The sequence below is a fragment of the Methylothermus subterraneus genome, from assembly GCF_054656915.1.
The window spans coordinates 171852-190618 of record NZ_BAAHXK010000003.1; the positions used below are offsets into that span (position 1 = coordinate 171852).

The following is an 18767-nucleotide window of genomic DNA, read 5'->3' on the forward strand; positions in this document are numbered from 1 at the left end:
TTCAAGCCCGCCGGCGCCGCCACCAGATGAAAAGACCGCAAGCGAACAAGGACAGCGGCAAAAACAGCAAAAACCCAGAGCCGATCAACGCCAAGGCCGTGGGCGAGAGTTCCAGCTGCGTGTCGGGTGCGGCGCGGGCCGGGATGGAGATGAGCTGGTCGTTGTGGGTCAGCCATTGGACGAGGTTTAACCCTAGGTCCAAGTTGCTGCCGTTGCCAAGATAAGCGTTGGCGAGGAAATCGCCGTCGCCGACCACGACCACGCGCTGCTCTTGCGCTTGGTCGTCCGGTTTGTCGCTCGCCACCTTGCGGCTTAAGGCAAAACCTAAAGTTAACGGCCCGGTGCGTTCTCCTTGGTCAGGGTCCAAGCGGATCTCCCCGGTCAAAGGGCCGGTCTCGTTCCAGCTTCGGGGCAGGGTCTGTAAAAAGGCCTCGGCGCTAAATTCCCCCCCTTGGCCGGCTTCCAAAGCCCGCGCTTGGGGGAAAAGGGTAAGGCTGCGTAGGTCTTGGGTGATCGCGTGGATCGGGTATTGGGCGACCAGGGCGAAAGTGGGATCGCCGATGCCGAGCGCCTGACCGTTCGGATCGACCACCACGCCGGGGAGGAAAGTAAGGTTTAAGGCTTTTGCCAAGGGTTCTAGCCCTTTCGGTTCCCCAGGCTCGACCAACCACAACAAAGATCCTCCCTGCCGGAGAAAAGCCAACAGGCGCTCGACCTCGCCCGGGAGGTAGGCGGTCTGCGGGCTGGCGATGACCACGAGCGCGGTATTTTCCGGCAAGTCCGGGTGTTCAGCGAGATTCCAAGCGTGGACGCGGAAGCCACGGGACGTCAGGGTGCGCCCGAACTGGCCCAGGTCAAAGTTGGCTTGCCCCAAGGCAGAGCGCTCGCCATGGCCTTCGATGAACAAGATCTGCTGTTCGCTGCGTTTGGCCAAACGCAAAAGCGCCGAGGTCAGGGCTCGTTCGCTCAAATCCTGAACCTTCTCGGTGCGCCCTTGGTAGGCGACGACCAGCTCCCCGTCCGCGGTGATGCCAAGCTCCCGCACCCGGTCCGGGTGCAGGTCGGGGTTGACAAAGCGCAGCTCGATCTCGGGCTTGTGGCGCTGATACTTGGCCACCAGGTCCTGGATCCGGCCGCGCAGCTCGTTGTTTTCGCGCGCGTAGGCGGTGATCTCTACTTTCTGGTCGAGAACGGCCAGCGCCTTGCGGCTGGCCTCGGCCAGGCTGTGGCGGCCTGACGCGGTCCAGTCGAAGGTTAGCGAATAGCGCTGGGACAAAAAGCCCAAAAGCCCGATCAAGGCTAAAAAGAGAACGGTAAAGAGGAAATTTTGCAGCCGGATCTGCTGGTGAAGCCTGCGGTCGATTTTCATTTTTGCAGCCGGTCGTTATCGAGCTGACGGATGCTAAGGACCAAAAACGCCGCGCTCAAGAGCAAAAAATACGCCAAATCCGAGGTGCTGACCTGGCCTTTGAGCAAGGCTTCGTAATGGCGCAGCATGGACAGATACCCCAGCACTCGGCCGGACTCGGTGCCGATCGTGCCGCTCCAGTCGATAATCCATAAGAGCAGCAAAGCGCCAAACCCTCCCACCGCCGCCACGATGGGCTGCGGGGTGAGAGTGGAAAGATACAGCCCGATGGCGGTGAAGGCGGCCAGGAGTAAGCTCAAGGCGAGCACGCACGCGGCCAATGTCCCCCAGTCCAGCGAGGTCCCCGCCGCCAAAGACAAAGGCATCAGCGTGATCAAAAGCACCAGAAACCCCAGCAAGCCCAGCGTGCCCAAGTATTTCCCCAAGATGATCTCGGTCACCGACACCGGCGCGCTGAACAACAGGCTTAAAGTGCGGCTGCGCCGCTCCTCGCTGATCAGGCGCATGGTCAAGAGGGGGGTGATCAAAAGCAGGATGACGCCCGCGTTGCCGTACAGAGGGGCCACCACCAGCTCGGTGACGCCGGGGCTGTCTTCCAAAACCGCAAGCCGCGGCGCGAACATTTGAAAATACTCCAGCTGAGCCAAAAACAAATACCCTAAAAGCAGCTGCACCACGGCCAGGATCGACCAGGCCAGGGGCGACAAAAACAGGCTGCGCAGCTCCCGGGCAGCGATAGTAAAAATCGTCATTGCAGGGTCGGCTCTTGTTGGGTGATGTCCACGAAAATCTGCTCTATCGAGCGCTTGACCGGGCTAAGCTCTAACAGGCCCAAACCGCGCTCCACCGCCAAGGCGGCGATGGCTTCGGCCGGATTTTTGTCTTTGGCAAAAAACACTTGGTACCGAAAACGCTCGCCCGGCTCTTGAGCGACGCTCTGGACGCCATCGATTGCCATTAAGGCGTCGAGGTCTGCGGGTCTTTTGGTCTCCAGGATCAGGCTCGAGGCCCTTAGGTTGCGCTCCAACTCCGCGACGGTGGCGTTTAAAGCCAGCCGTCCTTTGTGGATGATCAGCACCCGGCTGCACACCGCCTGGACCTCGGGCAGGATATGGGTAGAAAGCAGCACCGCGTGTTCCCGCCCGAGGTCGCGGATCAGCTCGCGGATTTCCCGGATTTGGATCGGATCGAGGCCGACGGTGGGTTCGTCCAGCACCACCACCTGCGGGGAGTGCAAGATCGCCTGGGCGATGCCGATGCGTTGCTGAAAGCCTTTGGACAAATTGCCGATCAGCCGCCGCCCGACTTCCCCTAAGCCGCATCGCGCTTTGGCGTTGTCGAGCGCGAGGCGCAGCGCCTGGCCCTTGAGGCCGTGCAGGCGGCCGCAGTAGGTTAAGTATTCGTCCACCGTCAGTTCCCGGTACAAGGGCGGCGTTTCAGGCAGATACCCCAGATAACGCTTAGCGGCCTTGGGTTGCTCGAGAAGGTCGATGCCGTGGACGCGGATCTGGCCGGCGCTGGGGGCCAAATTCCCGCACAGCATTTGCATGGTGGTCGTCTTGCCGGCGCCGTTGGGCCCTAGAAAGCCTAAGATCTCGCCTTTGCTCAGGGTCAGCGACAGGTCGGCCACGGCGCAGGCGTCGCCGTAGTAGCGATAGAGGTTTTGCGCTTCGATCAGATAGCTCATGCCAACTGATCCAACAAGGCTTGGGTTTCCTGCATTAGCTTGCGGCGGTTGAGCAGGAATTTCCACCGCGCCCCGCCGCATTGCCGCCACAGCACCGCCGCGCGGATGCCGGCGAGCAGCAGGGCGCGGATTTTAGGCGCATTGGCCGGGTCGGTCAAGAACCTCCGCTCGCCGGAGACGATGATCCTAGGTCCTAAGGGGCTGATGTTCTGATGATAGACTTGGCCCAGAATCTCAAGCACCGCTTCGTCGGTCACCGAGCTTTGTGCAGCCTGCAAGGCCGCTTTCTCTACTCCTTCGCGAATCTTTTGCTGGACTTCGGGGCGCTTTTCCAACTTGCTCTCTAAAAACACCAGCATGGCACTGTAGCGGGCGTGTTCTGGGTCGATGCTCTCGCGCCCGCCCAGTTGTTGCCTCAATTTCAGCAGACCGTCGCGGATGCCGGCCAGCCCGCCGAAAACGTCCTCCACGCTCTCGGCGTCGATCTTCAACACGCTAGCGATGCTCACAGCCAGCGCTTCCTCGTCCGCCTGGCCGCGCTTGGCGATCTGCTGAACCAGATGCACGGCTTGGGCCAGGCCGGCTAAAGCGATGGCTTGATTGCGGAGGGTGCGTAACATGAACAATAAAATACCCTCTGCCGCCTAGGGCGGCAAGCCTAGGGTTTTTCAGCGCCGGATGGCGTCCTCGGTCGCTTCTTTCAGGCAAGACACCCTTAAGGGCTTAAGGCTTTGACAAAGCCGGGCCAGCTCGCCGCAGACTGAAGCGCCGGTTGCTTTATCGAGGAGAGCCGGTGGGGAGAGGAAAGATTGGTTGGCGCTGCGTGGCGCAGAATCCAGCATCCAGGCGAGTTCAAAAGGATCGAGCGCAAACTCGGTTGTGCGGTCATCGAGCTTTGCTTTGGCGGTTGGAGGCGGGGCGTAGTTTTGGATGTCCCTTGCCCAGGATCGCATCAGCGGCAACCCGTCGGCGACCAAATAAGCCATTAGCAACAAAAGCGCCGCTCCCGCCGCCCACGATCGCCCCCACGATCGCGGCGCGGGTACAGCGCTTGGCTCAGGGGGCAGGGCGATTTCGGGCGGGTCCTGGCGCATCGCCCAGAGGCTCCAAAACCTGCGGCAATGACGGCAGCGGCGCCTGCGCTCGTTCTCGATGATCTGATTAGGCTGTCCGCAATGCGGGCAAGGCATGGTGAAGCTTTTAGGCTTCAGGCTCAGCTCGCAGGGAGGAGAGGCCGGGCGGTAGTTGCACAAAAGTCCGCTTGCCACGAGGCGGATTTGCAGCGATTTCGCCTCGGCCTCAGACAACCCGCCGATCAGCACCGAACCGCTCGACCGCAGCGCTCGCCAGAGGTCGTCTGGTTTTTTTTCTAGAAGCCGGCACAGCACGTCTTCGATGGCTTGCAGGGAGCAACCCGGCTGCACAGAGAAAAACACGATCTCGTAGGTTTGCGCCATTTGCATGTCCTCCTTGACCGACAAGTGTAGTCGAAGAACAAGCGCATGGCGGGCCGTTTCAAAATCGGTTCGAAGATCTAGCGTCGTTCCCGCAGGCTTTGGGCCATGTGCTCGGCGATGACCTGGCGCATTTTGCCGAGTCGGCCCTGGGGATCTAAGCGCTCGGCTTCCTCCATTTGCTTGGCCGCCCCGTCCCGATCGCCGACCAAAAACAGCGCCTGGGCTAGGTTCAGGCGGAAGGCCGGGTCGTTTTCGTCCAGCGCCACCTGCTCGCGGGCGTAGCGCACCGCCTGCGCGTAGGCCTGATGGCGGAAAGCCACCGGCAGGGCGGCAATCAGCAGATCCTTGCGCCAGCTTCCGGTTAGGCGCGGGTTTTCCAGAAGCGCGTCCACCGCCGCAAGCAGCGCCTCAGCCGGCAGGTTCCAGCGATCTTTGAGTTGGTCCTCGAGCAGTCGGGTCAAAGTAAAGACCTGGTTGGCGGCCACCGGACCTGTGCGCAGCCTAGCCTGGAGCTCTTCCAGCAACCCTGTATCGACCGGCTTGCCGTCGAGGGCGTCCAAGGTCAACAGGCCGAAGCGACCCACCAGATAGTAATCGTCGAAGCGGTTGGCGTGGCGGTAGAGCGTCCGGGCAAGCTCCCGCAGCTCTTTGGCTTCTTCGCTGTTGCGGCCGTAGCGTTCCGACAGCTCGATCATCACCCGCGCGGCGCTGAAACTCGCGCGCGCCGACTTGGGATGGTGGGTCGCCTCGGCTATCACCAGCGTCCGCTGGTCCGACCAGGAAAGCGCCCTAGCCCAGGTGGCGGCCGCCGAAAGCGCGCCGAACCCGGCCAGAACCAAGACCCGCAGCCCAAGCCAGGATTCCTGTTCAGGGATCTGGCCGCGCAGTCTGGCGAGGACCTGGCCGAACTCGGGATGCAGCAGGTAGTAACCTAGGATCAGAAATATCCCCCACGACGGCAGGTAGTTGCGGTGTTCGTGGACGATTTCCAGCGGAAAGACGGTCGATTCCAGGCTGTGGCCGGCGAGGAAGAACAGCACCCCGAAGGCGAACACCGCCGCCTTTCGGCGCGCCCCGAGCCAAAGCGCAAGCCCGACGACCAGGATCCACTCCAGGATGGCGAGCGCGGTAGTGGGAGGGTCCCACAGCCCCCGCGAGAGGGGGATGTCGTCGTGGAACAGCCCCATCTCGCGGATGTCGGGAACAAGCAGCCAGCGCACGTACCACCATAAAATCCGCGGCTCGGTCAGCACCCGTTCGGCGAGCGTGAAATCGCGCAGCGCGTAGCCGCCGACTAGCTCTGAAAAGCGCAAGCCAAGCTGCCAGATCGCCGCGCCCGCCACCGGCAGGCCGACGCCGAGGGCATGACCAAGCTTGAGCCAGGTCTGGGCTGGCTTGGAGGCGGCGCGAAAACCGAAGATCAACCACTCGATCAAGAACAAAAACACCGGCAACAGCAGACCGTTTTCCTTGGCCAGCGCCGCAGGCGCGGTGCAAAAGACGCCCGCTAAAATCGCCGCGCCGCCTGCCCCGTCGCTGGTTTTGAGCCAGCGCCGCCGCCCCGTTGTGTAACCGAGCATCCCGAGCAAGGCGAAGGTCGCCGCCAGGCTGGTCATGCGCTGGACGGTGTAGAGCACCGAAGTCAGCTGCAACGGGGCAAGCAGCCACAGCGCCGTCACCGCCAGCGCGATCCAACGCGCCCGCGCTGGGCTTGGCGGGGCGCCCTGGGCCTCGCGCAAGGCCGCCAGCAATTGCCGTGTCAGGCAATACAGCAGCCAGCCGTTGACCAGGTGGATGAAAATGTTGGTGAGCTTGAAGAAAACCGGATTCATCCCTGCCAGCCACACGTTGACGGCAAAGCTCGCCATGCTTAAAGGGCGCTTTAAGGGGCCGGCATCGCCCGAGCGCATCACCTGCCACAGCGACTCCCAGGTGGGGCGGGCGGTCTTGAGCGCCTCGTTGAGGGTCAAGTTGCTCGTGTCGTCAAACAGAAAGCCGCCCGTGATCCCGGGCAGGTACGCCAAAAGCGCCAGAGCGAAAGTGAAAATCCACAACCCGTAAAAGCGCACGCTTCCAACCTCTTTTCGCCAACGCAGATTGTTGAGCTGGCAAATAAGGTGCCAGATGCGGGGGGCGGATTTTGCGCTTTGCGTTCGCGTTCCCGGCAAGAAACTGTGGCTTTTCCTACACATTGTGGCAAATGCCGCAGTGTGAAGCGCGTCACACTTTGCCCGCTTTTTGGAAAACCGCCGTTTTTGCGGTTGGCACGAGGCGTGCAAAAAGAGACGCGCGGAGGGAATCGAGGAAAGCACACGGAAGCGAAAAAGGGGAGCCGCTTTGGGCGGCCCAAAGCGGCTGAAAAACTTGGATCAACTGCAATTATAGGAGAAAAACCATGATGTATCCGCAAGCTATGCCAATTCCATCGCGCAAGCGCCAGGCCGGTTTGACTTTGCTCGAACTGACCGTGGTCTTGTTGATCCTCATCGGCCTGTCGGGGTTGATCCTGCCCTACGCGCAGGGGTACCTGCAACGGACGCACGACTCGACGGGAAACGACAACCTGTGGGAGCTCAACAACGCCATCAACCTGTTCCAGGCCAAGTATCTGGAATATCCCGACGGGTTCCATACTTTGGTCCAACCTGGTAACACTGCCTACAGCGATTTGATGAATACGGGTTTGGTTGATGTGGTGGCTTCCCCAGGCATGATTAGAAACATGTCCCTGACGATGGCCGGCATCAACCAAGTGTGGGATATGAAGAATGGCGCAGCCAACGGCAGCGCCACCTTCGATGCGGTCAGCTCGCTGCAGACGATTACCAAGACTTCGACAGTTCCGCTGGCGGTAGTGACTAAAGGGCCTGAGTTTTCAAGCGCCGCCCGCCATCTGGCGTATGCGTTCTACAACAATTCGGCCAAATACACCGAATTTGACACCACCTGCTACGACTACGTCGTCTTCGGCGTCGGGCCGGAAAGCGAGATGGTCAACAAGGTGATGTCCGATGCGCCGCTGCATTTTGCGGCCACCGGCGGCATGGGGCCGGAAGAAAAGTACAACCGCTTCGTGGCGGTGTTCAAGGTGGACAAGAGCAACGCCTCCGGTTGTTCCGACCATACCGAACCGGCCAAACTCGTCGGCTCGGCGATGCTGATGATGCCGAATCATCTGTTCGGTCTGGCGCATACCCAGGCGCACACTTGGGAGAACATCGGCGACAAGAACAACTGATCGCGTTCTTGTCTGACCTGACGGGCGGGCGCTTTGGCGCCCGCCTTTCTGCCGCCTAAAACCGGCCATGAAAAGAAGACACTCCGGCTTCACCCTCCTGGAGCTGACCGTGGTGCTGCTGATTCTGGTGGCGCTCGCGGGGGTGGTGCTGCCCTTCACCCAGGGAACGGTCGGTCAGGCCGCCTGCCAGGCCACCGACGCGACGCTGGCGGCGGTGAAGGAGGCGATCATGGGGTCGGGCGCGGGGCCGGGGTATTACAGCGACATGCAAAACCACTATCCCGCCTGGCAAGACGGCAGCGGCAATCTGCACTATCACCTGCATTTTCTGTTCAACACCACGACGCATGTTTCCAGCCTAGGAACCGTTTCCCTGTATCCGAAGAATTTGACCGGTTTCCATCCCAACCTGGCCCTCGGCTGGCGCGGGCCGTATTTGCAAAACGGCGGAGGCAAACTCCCTGATCCGAGCGAAATGAGCGCTTTGGGTTTTGACGACGATACCGGCGCCAACGCCAAGGTCCATTTTAAGCACAGCCAGCAACCAGACGATTTTTACATCTTTGATCAGTTTCCGACGAGACGGCCTATCGTCTTGCAAGTGCCCAACGGTTCTTTAGACTGCCCCGGACATTCTGGCGGCAATGACGGCGAATGGTGCGCCCGCCTGGTGTCCGCCGGACCCGACGGCGTATTGCAAACCCAGATCAGCGACGCCGACGCCTCCGGCCGCGGCGACGACCGGGTGTTGTTTTTGCGCATTCCGAACCCTTACTTGCCAGCCTCGCCAAGCGAACGAGAACGACGGGACGCCAACGGGAATTTGAAATGCGCACAATGACCGCCGGCACGAAAATTCTGCCTTATCTCCTCCTCTCATCCATTCTGCGTAGGCCGGATGCGCTGCGTTTATCCAATGCATTCCCCATCCCCGGGTGCCGTCGGCCCCGGCGTAAAGGAAAAGACGGGATGGCAATAAATGCATCCCAAACCGATCCTCCTTCGTGCGGGAAGCAGCGGAAGAGGGGGGCGTTTTGCCGTAGCGCCTTCGGCAATCAAACCGGCCTGACCCTGCTGGAGCTGGTGGTCAGCCTGCTGGTGCTGACGATTCTGACTTCGGTGGCGATCCGCTCGGTGAGCGGGATTCAGGAGCAGGCGCGGTATGAGAAGACGGTGCGGCTGTTGGAGGAATTTCGCCAGGCGATTGTGGGCGACGGCGACTGGAGCAAGGGCATCCGGGCGTATGCTTTGGATATGGGAACGTTGCCACCGAATTTGAGGGCGCTAATGGTGGAACCGACCACCACCGCCATGCGATGGGGAGATGCCGTTACATTCATTGGAATGGTCTCAATTCATATGGGTGTTGGCTGGCGTGGACCCTATCTCGCAACATCCGGCTCTGCAGATCATCCAGACACACTTAGGGACGGTTTCGGTGGAACACGAGATTGCGACAACGACGGCATCCAAGACTGCGACAGCAGTGCAGATACGACGAATTATGGGTGGTACTACGCACCTTTCGATGGAGTCAGCATGACAATTCTCAGTCATGGCGCCGATGCTCTGGCCGGACCTGCCGGCACTTGTGGCCAGGATGCAGATTATGAAGAAGACTGTAAATTAAAAATTCCCCTGAACTCGTGGACGATCTCCGCGCCTTTCAGCCTCAGCATGCATTTCCTATCAGGCGACGCAGACACCAATCCTCACCGCTTATGCCTGCGAATTTACACCCGCAAGGTCGACAACGACAGCAGCCTGGACAACAACATCGTATCCTTTAGCCCCGTCACCTCAGTCAGTCTGGATGTTGTGACCGGAATGACTGTGACATGGAATTTCAACACGCCGATACCTGCAGGTCAGAACTATGCAGTTGTCGTGGAATGCGATGCTGGCATCTTGGATACCACTGTAACCATCTACCCGGCGGGAAAATTGCCAGTAGCCATCGACATGCGCCCAGGCAGCACCATTCCCGTCATAGATTGGTAACACAATAACGAAAAATGCCTGTTGAATGGAAATAACCCCCCTCCTCGCCAAGCTCCCCAGCGCAGTTCGCCCCCGCTGGCCGTGGGGCCGGCGGTCTGCCCACACCTTGCTGTACGTCACCCGCACCCAAAGCTTTCGCCTGGATGCGAACTCCCAGGGCGAGGCTTTAGGCGAGATCGAGGCGGTCGAGAAGTTGTGCGAGGGGGCGGACGATCTGCTCGAGGTGGTCGAGCACGCCTTCCGCGCCCGTCCCCCGGGCCGGCGGCTGTGGCTGTTGTACGAGGGGCTGGAGACCCACTCCCTGGCGCTGCCGGCGGCGCAGGTGCACGGCGTGGGCGCGGCGGCCTTGACCCAGGCCTTGTGCTTTGAGATCGAAGCTCTGACCGGAGCTTCGGTGGTCAACCGCCAGCTCGGGTATGTGCTGACCACCTCGCCGGATGAGGAGATGCGGAGCTATTGGGCGAGCCTGCTGCCGCAGCGCTTGTTCGAGCGCCTAGAGAAAGAAGTGCGCGGCAAGGGGGCGAAGCTGGCGGCGGTGCTGCATCCAGGCGGCATACCGCTGCCCTTGACGCAGGCGGTCGAGCCGCCTTGGCGGCGCGTGGAATATTGGCCGGAAGTGGTGATTTGCCTGGCGGTGCGCCGCCGCGGCGAGCCGCAGGAGGTGCTGGTGATCCCGACCGAAGGCCTGACGCGCGCGGCCGAACGCGAGCTTGCGGAATGGCTGGCGGATCATCCGGGCTCGGTGTTTTGGGGGGAAACGCTGCGCGCCGACCATAAGCTGACTCCGAATGCGGAAGAACCATCCCTGGATCTTGGCTCGGCGGAAGGCTTGACGCGTTGGTTGGGTGCGTGGGCCAAGGTGCTCGCCCAGCGTGAGAACTACGCCCTGCCTTTGGTTCAGGCCACCGCGCGGGTTGAGAAAGAAATCGTGTATCTGGTGGCCTCCGGGGTTGCGGGGCTTATGATCGTCGCTTTGCACGCCGGTTGGCAGACGTATCTCAAGCGCGACTACGAAAGCCAAATTCAGCAGCTCGAAGCGATCCAGAAACAGATGGACGAGTACAACCAGGGAATCAAGGCTCGGAACGAGAGGCTCGCCGCCGCCGACAAGACCTTGGCCTTGCTGGAACAGAGCGGGAGCCTGGCGGGGGTCGTGGAAAAACTGCGCCGGCGCCCGGCGCGCCTGTTGGCGGCCTTGGCGTTGGCCCGCTCGCCGCAAATCGTGATCACCGAGCTGGAGATAGGCGCGCCAACCTGGGCGGTCGGTGGGGTGAGCGTGGATTTCAGCGCCCCCAACGCGTACGCCGGCGCGTTGGAGGAGGCGCTCAGGCCCTTAGGGATAAAAGTGAACCCGCCGGCCAAGGCGAGCTTGCAGGAAAACCCGGGGGGAGAAAACCGCGGTCCTTGGCGGTTTAAGATCGAGCTGGGGGATTTGAGCTTAGGGGGGATGCGCGATGGCGTGGTCCGATGAGGCGGCGCGCCAGCAGTTTTTGCGCCGCATCTTGCCGGCCCTGGCGATCTGCGTGGCGTATTTCACCTTTGCCAAAGGGTTTTTGGAGGAGAACACGCGCAAAGCTGAGGAAAAGTGGCGCGGCTTGGTCGAGAAAGGCATCAGCCAAGAGGCGCTTGCGGCTCTGGCGCAACGCATGGAAAGACTGGACGCGGACTTGGCGGCGCGGGAGGCGAAAAAACAGCGCTTTGTCCAAGAAGTGGCCCAGGTGGTGGGTGGTTTGGATCCCGTGCAGGGCGAAGCGGACTTCAACCGCCTCATCGAGCACTTGCACCAACTGCTCGGCGCCCACCAGCTAGAGCTCCTCGCCGAGCGCGAAGCTGCCCAGACCTTGGAACGGGCGACGGCGGCGGTGTCGGAGTTCAGGCAGCTTCTGACCCAGGGCGGGCTGGGGGACAAACTGCCGGCGCGCGCCTGGCAGCTTGAGTTTTTGGGCCGATACGCCGATGTGTACCGGGCGCTCGAGGCGCTCGCGCGCGACCCGCGAGTCATTTTGGTGGTTTCTTTGACCATGAAACCGCCGCCTGACGATTCCGACCCGAGGATGTTATGGACTTTGACCGTATGGATTTGAGCATGGCAAGTACGATTCCGGCCGTTTCCGAGCGCCGCAAGTCCTCCAGACAACCCAGCGGGGGCACAAGCGTGGCGATTGCCCTGGAGGCGGGTTTTGGCGAGCTTAAAGGACGCTTGCTCGATTTGTCGGAGGAGGGCGCGGGCTTGCAGGTTTGGGTGCAAGCGGAAGCCTTGGAAGTGGGCGCGGTGTTGACAGTGCGCATGAGCGAGCCGCCGGTCACCCGACGCGCGTTGATCTGTTGGGTGCGCGCCGAAACGGACGGGGGCTTTCGGCTTGGCGTGCGATTTTTGAAACCGCACGCCTTCGAGCCGCAATCCCACACTCTGGATATCGAGCACGTGCGCATCGACCCCGACTGCGTGCTCAAGATTCCCTCGTCTTTGGCGATGCGCCGCAAGGTCCTGCCGTTTGCGCGCCTCGATGGCGTTATCCACGTCGCCTGCGCCGAACCCGATTGCCGCTCGACGGTGCGGGTGATGGAGAAAATGTTCAAAGCGCCGGTCGTCACCTGGGCCACCGATGCCGAAGCCTTAGAGCGGGTGGTGCGGCGGGTGTTCGGCGATGGCCGCGACGTGCCTGGGCGCAGCCCGACGCAGCCGTTGCAGAATCTCGATGCGGATGCAGTGGCGTTGGCGGACGAGATTCTCTATGCGGCGTACTTGAAGCGGGCTTCCGACATTCACCTGGATCCCACTCCCGAAGGGGTCAAGGTGCGCCTGCGCGTGGATGGGCAGTTGGAGACCTACGCCGTGCTGCCGGCTGCCGTCCACAGCGAACTGATCGGGCGGCTCAAGGTGCTCGCCGGCATGGACATCGCGGAAAAACGCGCGCCGCAAGACGGGAGCTTCACTAAGAGTTTCGCCAGCCACGCCCGCCCGATCGATTTTCGCGTCGCCACGCTGCCGACCAAGTACGGCGAGCGGATGACCTTGCGGCTTCTGGCCTTGGATACTGACTCCTTGACCTTGGACAAACTGGGTTTGTCCGAACGCCACCGGTTGGCGGTCGAGCGGTTCTTGCAGCGCAACCAGGGGACAATGATCCTGACTGGCCCGACCGGCTCGGGCAAAACCACCACTTTGTATGCCTGCATCCGCGCCCTGCTCAACCGCAGGAACCTGAACGTGATCACCGTCGAAGACCCGATCGAGTACGAGATTTCCGGGGTGGCGCAGGCGGAGGTCGACGCCGCCGACAAGGTCAGCTTTGCGAAAGCCCTGCGCAGCATTTTGCGCCACGACCCGGACGCGATCATGATCGGCGAGATCCGCGACCTTGAAACCGCCGACACCGCCATCAAGGCGGCGTTGACGGGGCATTTAGTGTTTTCGACCCTGCATACCAACTCCGCCGCAGGCAGCATCACCCGCCTGATCGATATGGGGGTCGCGCCGTTTCTGGTCGGGGCGAGCCTGCGTTTGGCCATCGCCCAGCGCCTGGTGCGCAGGTTGTGCCCTCATTGCCGCTTCCCCCGCCGTTTGACCGAACGCGAGGCGCTGGCGCTGGGGCGCGTGGAGCTTGCAGGCAGCACCGTATACGAAGGCGTAGGGTGCATCTATTGCGGCGGGGTGGGTTATCTCGGACGGACAGGGGTATACGAGCTGCTGGAAATCGGCGAGGAACAGGCGCGGCGCATCGCTGAGGGAGCCAAGGAAGCCGAACTCGTCGCATGGATGCGCGAGCAGAAAATTCCCCTGCTGATGGACGATGCCGTCGATAAGCTCCTTGCCGGCCAAACCTCGGTCACTGAGGTGTTGCGCATCGCCCTGTCCTGGTAACTCATGCCGCAGTATCGCTATCTTGCCCGCGACCTTGCCGGCCGCCAGCAGACTGGGGTGTTAACCGCCGAGTCCCCGCAGCAGGTGGTTGCGAGGCTGCGCGACAACCGCCTGCTCGTTTTGCAAGTGGCCGAAGTCAGGCCGGGTCAAGGACGCGAGGGCCTGCCTTGGAATCCTTTAGAATATCGCCCAATGCGCCTTTATGACGTCGAGCGCGATTTTCACCAGCTTGCGGTCATGCTTAGAAGCGGCTTGCCGTTGCTGGAGGCGCTCAAGATCACCGCCGATCACGCCAGATACGCGGTGCGCAAAGTGTGGCGGCAGGTGGCGAGCCGGATCAACGAAGGCGACAGCTTGATGGATGCCTTGTCGGAGCATCGAGTGTTTGACCGCCTGATCTTGGCCATGGTGCGGGTGGGGGAGCAAACCGGCAATTTGGATTTTGTGTTGGAGCACGCCTCCAAAGAGTTGGAGGCGCGGCGCAACTTCAAGCGCCAGGTGCTTTCAGCTCTGGCCTATCCAAGCTTTGTGATCGTTTTTGCCATTGGCGTGGCGGTGTTCATGCTCGTCAAGGTGGTGCCGGAGATCAAGAAATTTCTGGCCATCCTGGGGCGCAAGCTTCCGCCGATCACCCAGGCGCTGATCGACACCTCCGACTGGATCGAAACCAATGGGCCGGGCATTTTGCTCGGGTTGGCCGTCGTCGGCGTGGTAATCGCCTTGCTGCGCCGCTGGCCGGTGACTCGTTACTGGATGGATTATGCGATTTTGAAGCTGCCAGTCTTCGGCCCCATCGCCCAGCTCGGGGGCACGGTGGACTTTTGCCGCGGCCTTTACACCATGCTTCGCAGCGGCGTTCCTATCGCGGAAGGGCTGGAGACGGTGGGGGGGGTGCTGTTTAACACTTATCTTGCTGAGCGGGTGTTTGCGGCCCGCTCTCAGGTGCTGCGAGGGGAGGCGCTCTCCAAGCCGATCGGAGAAAGATTCGGTTTTCCGCCGCTTTTGTATCGCATGCTGGTGGTGGGAGAAAGTTCAGGAACCTTAGAGCAAATCTTGGCGGAGATGACCGATTTTCATGAAAGCCTGCTCGCCCGTCGGATCCGCACCATGGCCGCGATCATGGAGCCGGTGGTGACCATCGTCGTGGGAGGCATTGTGGGGTTTGTTTATGCGGCTTTTTTGGTGGCCATGTTTTCCGCAGGAGGCAAGGGGTGAGGTGGTTGGCGCTCTGGCTGGCTTGGGGAGCGGCGCTTGCCCAGGAAGATTTGCTGCAGGTTGGCAAAACCCCGGCAGAGAAACTGGAACAGGAAACGCAGAAAGCAAAAGATAACGTGGAGGCGGCTTTGCAAAAATACGAACAAAAAAAGCAACTTCTGACCCAGGCCCTCAAAGGGCGGGATAACGCCGCGCCCGCTGGGCAGGCGAGCGCGGCTCAGTCCATGGGCCAAACGGAAGCTGCGGCTGCCTGGCAGGCCAATGTCGAGATTCCCGATCCCACCCAAGCCGATCTTGAGTTTCAGCGCCAATTCCGCGCCTTGCTCCGAGGTGGGGCGGCGAGCTCCGGCTCCGGCGAAGTCCTTCCCCCCATGCCGCAGATCGCCTTGGCGGCCAAAGTGGAGTACCTGGGGCGTGACCCCGTGGCTTTGCTGCGCATCGACGGTCAGGACTTTCTGGTGCGAACGAGCGACACGCTGAGCTTTCTCAGTAAGGGTCAGCCGATCACGATCCAAGTGCGGGAGGTCAACCAGCACGCCGTGAAAGTGATCGTCTTCCCTCACAACCTGCCGCTGACACTCCAGTGAGCGCCATGGGCAAGTGGCTGGCGTTAGTAAGTTTGCTGCTGCTGACCGTGGCCGGCTTGGCCGCCGACAGGAGGATCGCCCAGTTGGACTTTCGCAGCATCACCGTCGGCGACGCGCTGCGCATTCTAACTGAAGAGTCCGGATTGAACGTGGTCGCTTCCGAAAAGGCGGCGCGCATCCCTATCACGATGTACCTACGCAACGTCGCTCCCTTGGACGTGCTCGAGGCCATGGCCAAAACCTACAACCTTTGGTATCGGCGCGATCCGGATTCGGGCATCGTTCGGGTGTACACGGTGGATGAGTTCCGCTTGGGACAGGTGGAATACACCCGCGAGCAGATCAAGGTGTTTACTTTAAAGCACGAAATGAACGTGCTCGATGCGGTGACCGCAATTACCGGCCTCTACGGCAAGCGCGTGATCTTCGACCGCAATTCGCAGCAGGATTTTCAGATTTTATTTGATCTGGCCCAGCGTTTTGCCCGTTTCAACATCATCGATGCCCAAAGCCGACTTGGGCAGGGGATAGGTATAGGCGGTGGCAGGTTTGGCGGCTTTGGTGGGAGAGGATTTGGCGGCTTTGGTGGTTTTGGTGGGGGAGGATTTGGCGGCTTTGGCGGGGGGTTCGGCTTTGGGTTTCCCGGAGGGTTCGGCCCCGGCCTGGGACAACCCCAGGCCGGGGGCGAAACCCAAGTCAAGCCGGAAGAAATGCGCGAAGAGATGGCAGGCACGGAGAGGCTCACCGGCGAACTCAAAGAAAAGGAGGTCGTCACCGAGGCCACCCGTCGCCTGGCGCCGATTTATCTGACTTATATTCGCCGGCAGAACCGCCTGATCGTACGCACCCGCGACACCGACGCCCTCGAGCAGATCCAGGAGTTGATCGCCCGCATCGACACCGATATGGCGACCTTGTTGCTTGAGGTCAAGATGTTTCAGATCGACCTGTCCGACGGTTACGATTCGGTGTTCGAGTTTGCGATCAAAGACAACAAAGTCGGCGTCTCCAAGGGTAACGTCGCCTTTGCCACCACCCCCGACAAGGTCATTACCCAAGGGGTTAGAGAAAATCCCGACGGCACGGCCGAGACCGTCGATGTGGCGACCAAGCTGGGGCCGGCGATCCTCAACAGTTTGGCCACGACGGCGCCGTCGCTGGGAAATCCGGCGTTGCTTGCGACGCTGGTAACGGAAAACTTCCGTGCCCGGCTGCAGCTGATGGAGAAAGAAGGGCGCGTCACCCAGGTCGCCACGCCGATGCTGTTCACCAGCAATCAGGAGGTCAGCCGGATTTTCATTGGCGAGGAGCGCCCGATCACCACCGACATCAACGTGACCTGTACCACGACCACGGCTCAGGTAATCACGACCACGGCCGGCGTATGTCAGTTCGATCCTCAGGTGGAAACGCGCAACATCGGCGATACCTTGCTTCTGACGCCCACCATCAACGCCGATGGCAGTGTCAGCATCCGCCTGGTGGTCGAGCAGGCCCTTCCTTGCCCTAATTGCGGCCGTATTCCGGTGCCCAGGGCACAAACCGCCGCCCAGTTTGGCCAAGAGGTGGTGCCGGTCGATACCGTTCAGACGCGCACTTACACGGGATCGGTGATCGCCCAAGACGGCCAAGAAGTGGCCATCGGCGGCCTGATCAACGAAAGCGCAGAAGATCGCGAGGAGAAGGTTCCGGTGCTCGGAGACATTCCGCTGTTGGGGCGGCTGTTTCGCGACGAAGTGCAAAGGCGCAAGCGCACCGAACTGGTCATCGTAATCCGGCCGTTCGTGATCCGGGCGCCGCAGGAATCTCAAGCCGTTAGTGAGCGCGAGCTGCGCGAGCAGAGCGTTCATCCCGGCTTGGACCAGCGCAACCGTAATCTCAACGTTTATAAGAATCCCTACGGCACCCACCGCGGCTATGAGCTGCAGGAACCGTATAAAACGTATCCCGGGCAGGACGCGTTCGACCGTTACAACCGCAAGGACGGATATTGGCGGCCACCTGCCCGCGAGGAGCGCGAACTGCTGCCGGATGCTACCGAGCGGCTTTATTTGGAATTGACTCGTTACGCGGCGCAAGTGGTCCATGGCGAGTCGCCGTCAGATCGGGACCTGAAGATCAAAGCGCTCCCTGCTCCGCCGAGCCGGCCGGTGTTTTTGACCCCACACCTTGAGGCGACGCCGTTGGCCAGCTGGCAGCGCGGCGGCATCACGGTGACCGCGCTTAGGCTTGTCAACCGCAGCCGCAAAGAAGTGACCTTCGTCGCTCAAGATCTCAAGGGCGAGTGGTTGGCGGCTACGGTGGAGAAACCTCAGCTTGCGCCGGATGAAGAAACGTATCTGTATCTGCTTTCGGCCGGTAGCTTTAAAGAGGCGCTTGGGCGATGAGACGCGCGCTTTGGTTGTGTTCCCTACCTATGCTCGCTTTGGCCGACGCACCCCCATTGCACTTGACGGTACTCAGGCCGCTGCCCGTCACGGCCTCGGGCGCCGAACAATCCCCTACGCTGCATTTGACGGTGCTGCGTTCATCCGCCTCTGCGCCCGAAGAACGGCCGAAGGCTTTGCAACCGTACACTTTCACCTATGCGCTCGGCTTGGGGTATCGCGGCGATCGGCTTAACTGGCGCAGCAACCTGGGCGCCGGGGTTCGTACTCAGGAAAAGTGGCGCGATTTGGACAGCCTGCGCTTAGGGGGCGATATGCATTTGACTACGCCGATCCGGCTGAGCTTTCAGGGAAGCTTGGCCTATACCTGGGTCTTGGCAGGTCGATTGGGCCGGTCGAATGCTCCTGGGTCTTTGCCGGTCGCCGGGGACGCCGACGATGGGCATGTGTTCGAGGTAAGCGGCGGCTTGGGTTACCGTTTTTCCCCGACCGCTTGGCCGATTCGCCCTTATCTTGAACCCTTGGCCGGTTACGCCTACCGCAAGCAGAACCTGCACGCCCAGGACTTCCAAAACGCTGGCGGGCACTACCGTTATCGCGCCGAGTGGTACGGCCCCTGGCTAGGGCTGCGTTTGGGCGTCGAAGGGCAAAAATGGGGCGTATTTGGCCAGGGCGAATATCATTTTGCCAATTATCGCGCCGATAGCGATTGGAAAGGCGAGGACCGCGCGATCCGACAAAACGCCGATGGTTCTGGCGTAGTCGTGCGTGCTGGCGGGAGCTATCGGATTTTAGAACAACTCGCGTTGCGTTTAAGTTTTGACTTTGAACGCTGGCAGTCGGATCCAGGTCAAGACCGCACGGTGTTTGGAGAGGGCGCCTGGATTAAGACGCGCCTAGAGGAGGCCAGCTGGCGTTCTTTGGGAGGCAACCTCGCGCTGGAATATCGGTTTTGAAGGGG

The 18767-nt window shown here is 61.1% G+C and carries 16 protein-coding genes; 10 read left to right on the forward strand and 6 right to left on the reverse strand.

Annotated features, from left to right (window positions below):
• Position 1: 1 nt before the first annotated feature.
• From ACYQ3M_RS04270 to ACYQ3M_RS04295, 6 genes are all read right to left on the reverse strand, one after another.
• Complete coding sequence (locus tag ACYQ3M_RS04270) at positions 2 to 1369, reverse strand: GldG family protein (protein ID WP_460034815.1); 1368 nt, start codon at positions 1367 to 1369, stop codon at positions 2 to 4.
• Entirely contained in the window at positions 1366 to 2121 is a 756-nt protein-coding gene (locus tag ACYQ3M_RS04275; RefSeq protein ID WP_460034816.1) for an ABC transporter permease, read from the reverse strand. The genes ACYQ3M_RS04270 and ACYQ3M_RS04275 overlap by 4 nt, the downstream gene beginning before the upstream one ends.
• Positions 2118 to 3056, reverse strand: coding sequence for an ABC transporter ATP-binding protein (locus ACYQ3M_RS04280; protein WP_460034817.1), 939 nt, complete (start codon positions 3054 to 3056; stop codon positions 2118 to 2120). The genes ACYQ3M_RS04275 and ACYQ3M_RS04280 overlap by 4 nt, the downstream gene beginning before the upstream one ends.
• Positions 3053 to 3676 (reverse strand): high frequency lysogenization protein HflD, encoded by a 624-nt coding sequence (gene hflD / locus ACYQ3M_RS04285; RefSeq protein WP_460034818.1) that lies wholly within the window; start codon positions 3674 to 3676, stop codon positions 3053 to 3055. The genes ACYQ3M_RS04280 and hflD overlap by 4 nt, the downstream gene beginning before the upstream one ends.
• 48 nt (positions 3677 to 3724) lie before the next feature.
• Positions 3725 to 4513, reverse strand: coding sequence for a hypothetical protein (locus tag ACYQ3M_RS04290; protein WP_460034819.1), 789 nt, complete (start codon positions 4511 to 4513; stop codon positions 3725 to 3727).
• A gap of 77 nt (positions 4514 to 4590) precedes the next feature.
• Positions 4591 to 6582, reverse strand: a complete 1992-nt coding sequence (locus ACYQ3M_RS04295) for a tetratricopeptide repeat protein (RefSeq protein ID WP_460034820.1) — start codon at positions 6580 to 6582, stop codon at positions 4591 to 4593.
• Between the two features lie 344 nt (positions 6583 to 6926).
• Here ACYQ3M_RS04295 and ACYQ3M_RS04300 point away from each other — a divergent pair, with 344 nt between their 5' ends.
• From ACYQ3M_RS04300 to ACYQ3M_RS04345, 10 genes are all read left to right on the forward strand, one after another.
• Entirely contained in the window at positions 6927 to 7751 is an 825-nt protein-coding gene (locus tag ACYQ3M_RS04300; RefSeq protein ID WP_460034821.1) for a hypothetical protein, read from the forward strand.
• Between the two features lie 67 nt (positions 7752 to 7818).
• Positions 7819 to 8592, forward strand: coding sequence for a prepilin-type N-terminal cleavage/methylation domain-containing protein (locus ACYQ3M_RS04305; protein WP_460034822.1), 774 nt, complete (start codon positions 7819 to 7821; stop codon positions 8590 to 8592).
• Complete coding sequence (locus ACYQ3M_RS04310) at positions 8580 to 9752, forward strand: hypothetical protein (RefSeq protein WP_460034823.1); 1173 nt, start codon at positions 8580 to 8582, stop codon at positions 9750 to 9752. Before ACYQ3M_RS04305 ends, ACYQ3M_RS04310 begins: the two co-directional genes overlap by 13 nt.
• A 25-nt stretch (positions 9753 to 9777) precedes the next feature.
• Positions 9778 to 11223, forward strand: a complete 1446-nt coding sequence (locus ACYQ3M_RS04315; protein ID WP_460034824.1) for a hypothetical protein — start codon at positions 9778 to 9780, stop codon at positions 11221 to 11223.
• Positions 11207 to 11836, forward strand: coding sequence for a hypothetical protein (locus tag ACYQ3M_RS04320; RefSeq protein WP_460034825.1), 630 nt, complete (start codon positions 11207 to 11209; stop codon positions 11834 to 11836). The genes ACYQ3M_RS04315 and ACYQ3M_RS04320 overlap by 17 nt, the downstream gene beginning before the upstream one ends.
• Positions 11812 to 13617: an ATPase, T2SS/T4P/T4SS family gene (locus ACYQ3M_RS04325; RefSeq protein ID WP_460034826.1), complete on the forward strand. Its 1806-nt coding sequence runs from the start codon at positions 11812 to 11814 to the stop codon at positions 13615 to 13617. Before ACYQ3M_RS04320 ends, ACYQ3M_RS04325 begins: the two co-directional genes overlap by 25 nt.
• Positions 13618 to 13620: 3 nt before the next feature.
• Positions 13621 to 14832 carry a type II secretion system F family protein gene (locus tag ACYQ3M_RS04330; RefSeq protein ID WP_460034827.1) on the forward strand — a complete coding sequence of 404 codons (1212 nt, stop codon included), beginning with the start codon at positions 13621 to 13623 and terminating at the stop codon, positions 14830 to 14832.
• Complete coding sequence (locus ACYQ3M_RS04335) at positions 14829 to 15419, forward strand: hypothetical protein (RefSeq protein ID WP_460034828.1); 591 nt, start codon at positions 14829 to 14831, stop codon at positions 15417 to 15419. Before ACYQ3M_RS04330 ends, ACYQ3M_RS04335 begins: the two co-directional genes overlap by 4 nt.
• A 5-nt stretch (positions 15420 to 15424) precedes the next feature.
• Positions 15425 to 17806 carry a DUF3438 family protein gene (locus ACYQ3M_RS04340; RefSeq protein WP_460034829.1) on the forward strand — a complete coding sequence of 794 codons (2382 nt, stop codon included), beginning with the start codon at positions 15425 to 15427 and terminating at the stop codon, positions 17804 to 17806.
• Positions 17803 to 18762, forward strand: a complete 960-nt coding sequence (locus ACYQ3M_RS04345) for a hypothetical protein (protein ID WP_460034830.1) — start codon at positions 17803 to 17805, stop codon at positions 18760 to 18762. Before ACYQ3M_RS04340 ends, ACYQ3M_RS04345 begins: the two co-directional genes overlap by 4 nt.
• The last annotated feature ends 5 nt before the right edge of the window (positions 18763 to 18767 follow it).

What these genes read in the sequence shown, in the direction of transcription:
- ACYQ3M_RS04270 (WP_460034815.1), bottom strand. Translation starts at nt 1,369, where the DNA reads ATGAAAATCGACCGCAGGCTTCACCAGCAGATCCGGCTGCAAAATTTC.
- ACYQ3M_RS04275 (WP_460034816.1), bottom strand. Translation starts at nt 2,121, where the DNA reads ATGACGATTTTTACTATCGCTGCCCGGGAGCTGCGCAGCCTGTTTTTG.
- ACYQ3M_RS04280 (WP_460034817.1), bottom strand. Translation starts at nt 3,056, where the DNA reads ATGAGCTATCTGATCGAAGCGCAAAACCTCTATCGCTACTACGGCGAC.
- hflD (WP_460034818.1), bottom strand. Translation starts at nt 3,676, where the DNA reads ATGTTACGCACCCTCCGCAATCAAGCCATCGCTTTAGCCGGCCTGGCC.
- ACYQ3M_RS04290 (WP_460034819.1), bottom strand. Translation starts at nt 4,513, where the DNA reads ATGGCGCAAACCTACGAGATCGTGTTTTTCTCTGTGCAGCCGGGTTGC.
- ACYQ3M_RS04300 (WP_460034821.1), top strand. Translation starts at nt 6,927, where the DNA reads ATGCCAATTCCATCGCGCAAGCGCCAGGCCGGTTTGACTTTGCTCGAA.
- ACYQ3M_RS04305 (WP_460034822.1), top strand. Translation starts at nt 7,819, where the DNA reads ATGAAAAGAAGACACTCCGGCTTCACCCTCCTGGAGCTGACCGTGGTG.
- ACYQ3M_RS04310 (WP_460034823.1), top strand. Translation starts at nt 8,580, where the DNA reads ATGCGCACAATGACCGCCGGCACGAAAATTCTGCCTTATCTCCTCCTC.
- ACYQ3M_RS04315 (WP_460034824.1), top strand. Translation starts at nt 9,778, where the DNA reads ATGGAAATAACCCCCCTCCTCGCCAAGCTCCCCAGCGCAGTTCGCCCC.
- ACYQ3M_RS04320 (WP_460034825.1), top strand. Translation starts at nt 11,207, where the DNA reads ATGGCGTGGTCCGATGAGGCGGCGCGCCAGCAGTTTTTGCGCCGCATC.
- ACYQ3M_RS04325 (WP_460034826.1), top strand. Translation starts at nt 11,812, where the DNA reads ATGGACTTTGACCGTATGGATTTGAGCATGGCAAGTACGATTCCGGCC.
- ACYQ3M_RS04330 (WP_460034827.1), top strand. Translation starts at nt 13,621, where the DNA reads ATGCCGCAGTATCGCTATCTTGCCCGCGACCTTGCCGGCCGCCAGCAG.
- ACYQ3M_RS04340 (WP_460034829.1), top strand. Translation starts at nt 15,425, where the DNA reads ATGGGCAAGTGGCTGGCGTTAGTAAGTTTGCTGCTGCTGACCGTGGCC.
- ACYQ3M_RS04345 (WP_460034830.1), top strand. Translation starts at nt 17,803, where the DNA reads ATGAGACGCGCGCTTTGGTTGTGTTCCCTACCTATGCTCGCTTTGGCC.